This is a genomic window from Cupriavidus sp. WS (genome assembly GCF_000395345.1).
Taxonomy (GTDB): domain Bacteria; phylum Pseudomonadota; class Gammaproteobacteria; order Burkholderiales; family Burkholderiaceae; genus Cupriavidus; species Cupriavidus basilensis_B.
Genome location: NZ_AQPL01000414.1, coordinates 1 through 1,443, shown reverse-complemented (window position 1 = coordinate 1,443; position 1,443 = coordinate 1). Strand labels below are relative to the sequence as shown.

The 1,443-nt window shown below is 65.2% G+C and carries 3 protein-coding genes; 1 reads left to right on the top strand and 2 read right to left on the bottom strand.

The window, feature by feature from the left end; genetic code table 11:
• Positions 1 to 201: 201 nt before the first annotated feature.
• Positions 202 to 597 (top strand): DUF488 domain-containing protein, encoded by a 396-nt coding sequence (locus tag K206_RS0128965; RefSeq protein WP_020205856.1) that lies wholly within the window; start codon positions 202 to 204, stop codon positions 595 to 597.
• A 25-nt stretch (positions 598 to 622) separates the two neighbouring features.
• Here K206_RS0128965 and K206_RS43915 read toward each other — a convergent pair whose 3' ends face one another.
• Positions 623 to 793, bottom strand: a complete 171-nt coding sequence (locus K206_RS43915) for a hypothetical protein (protein ID WP_196812933.1) — start codon at positions 791 to 793, stop codon at positions 623 to 625.
• A gap of 229 nt (positions 794 to 1,022) precedes the next feature.
• Positions 1,023 to 1,443 (bottom strand): FCD domain-containing protein (locus K206_RS39610; RefSeq protein WP_020205854.1); only part of this gene is annotated, 421 nt, incomplete at its 5' end.

The following is a 1,443-nucleotide window of genomic DNA, read 5'->3' as shown; positions in this document are numbered from 1 at the left end:
AGGGAGCGAATATTAAGGCCACCCATCCGCCTTGGCAAGCGTTTTCTGCGAGGATTTTTCTGCAGTCCAAAAAGAGACCCAGAGGATACAAATTCGCGCCGGCGCGAAGGCTCCGCAAATCAGACCCGTCTCACTCCCATTCGCGCGCGGATGCCACATACTTTCTCTTCCATCACATCTATATATAGAGGAGACACGGCAATGGCGATCCGGATCGTGAGGCTGGGTTCACCGCGCGCGCCCGACGAGGGGCTTCGCATCGGCACCGTGCGCCGGCCGCCGCGCGGCGTACCCAAGGCGGAGTTCGCTTCGCGCGACTATTACGACGTCTGGTACCCGGAACTCTCGCCTTCGGCGGATCTCGTCGCGCAAGCGCTGGCGATACAGGAAGACGACGATGAGAAAGGCTGGCGCGAGTTCGAGCGTCACTTCCGCGCGGAAATGGCGCACCCCGAAGCCAGCCGCACGCTGGACCTGCTGGCCGCCCTGTCGCGGCAGACGAACTTTTCGCTTGGCTGCTATTGCGAGCAGGAGCGGCGCTGCCACCGTTCCATTCTGCGGTCCCTGCTGGAGAAAAGAGGCGCCGCGATGGCTTGACCGCCGCGCAGGCGGGAGATTCCCGTCAGACGGTCTTTTGCGTGCCGGAGCCGGAGCGGTGGAACAGCGCGCGCAGTGCGCTCCACTGGATGGGCAGGAGCGGCGTGCTGTGGCGCACGGCGTCGCGCCGGGCGTAGTGGGCCAGCAGTTGCTCGCCGACCGACTGCCGGAAATAGGAAGGCGTCGGGTAGTTCATGGTCATTCCCTATTGTGGTTCATCGGAAGCGATAGTATACCAAATTTTGGTGCGTCGCGTCATAACAGGGCACGCCCATGCCTCGCAACGGTGCATTTCCGTTGCGGAAATGCCCAATAAAATCAAAGGCCGGGACGTTACTCACGTCCCGGCCTTTGATCGTGCCGCTTTCAGCACATCGTATACCGAATACCTTCCAGGCGCCCCGACGCCTGCCTGCGGCTCCGCGCTAGCCGGCGCTCGCGGCAGTGCGGCCGCCTCGCTTGGCCGGGCTGCCAGTGCGGGGGGCTTCTCCGCCGCTCGGGGTCGTCTCCGCCAGTTCCTCGGCCGCCTTGGCCGCACTGTAGACATGGCGGGTCGCCAGCAGCGCGGCCAGATCGGCATCGCCGGCAATGACCGCCTGCAGGATCTGCGCGTGCTCTTCCCAGTTCTGCCGCGCGCGCGGCACGTTGGCCGGCGCGAACAGCAAGCCAGTGCGCTCCCGCAGCGTCCGCACCATGTCCTGCAGCACGCTGTTGGCGGCGATGTTGCCCAGCACTTCATGGAAGCGGGAGTTGAGCTCGACGAAGCGCTCGGTCCGGCCGCTGGTGGCCGCCTCGGTGCCCTGGCGCAGGACGTCGTCGAGCTCGGAGAGCAGGCGCGGATCGCGC

Excerpts from the sequence above, each read along its gene's own strand:
- K206_RS0128965 (WP_020205856.1), top strand. The coding sequence starts at position 202 with ATGGCGATCCGGATCGTGAGGCTGGGTTCACCGCGCGCGCCCGACGAG.
- K206_RS43915 (WP_196812933.1), bottom strand. The coding sequence starts at position 793 with ATGAACTACCCGACGCCTTCCTATTTCCGGCAGTCGGTCGGCGAGCAA.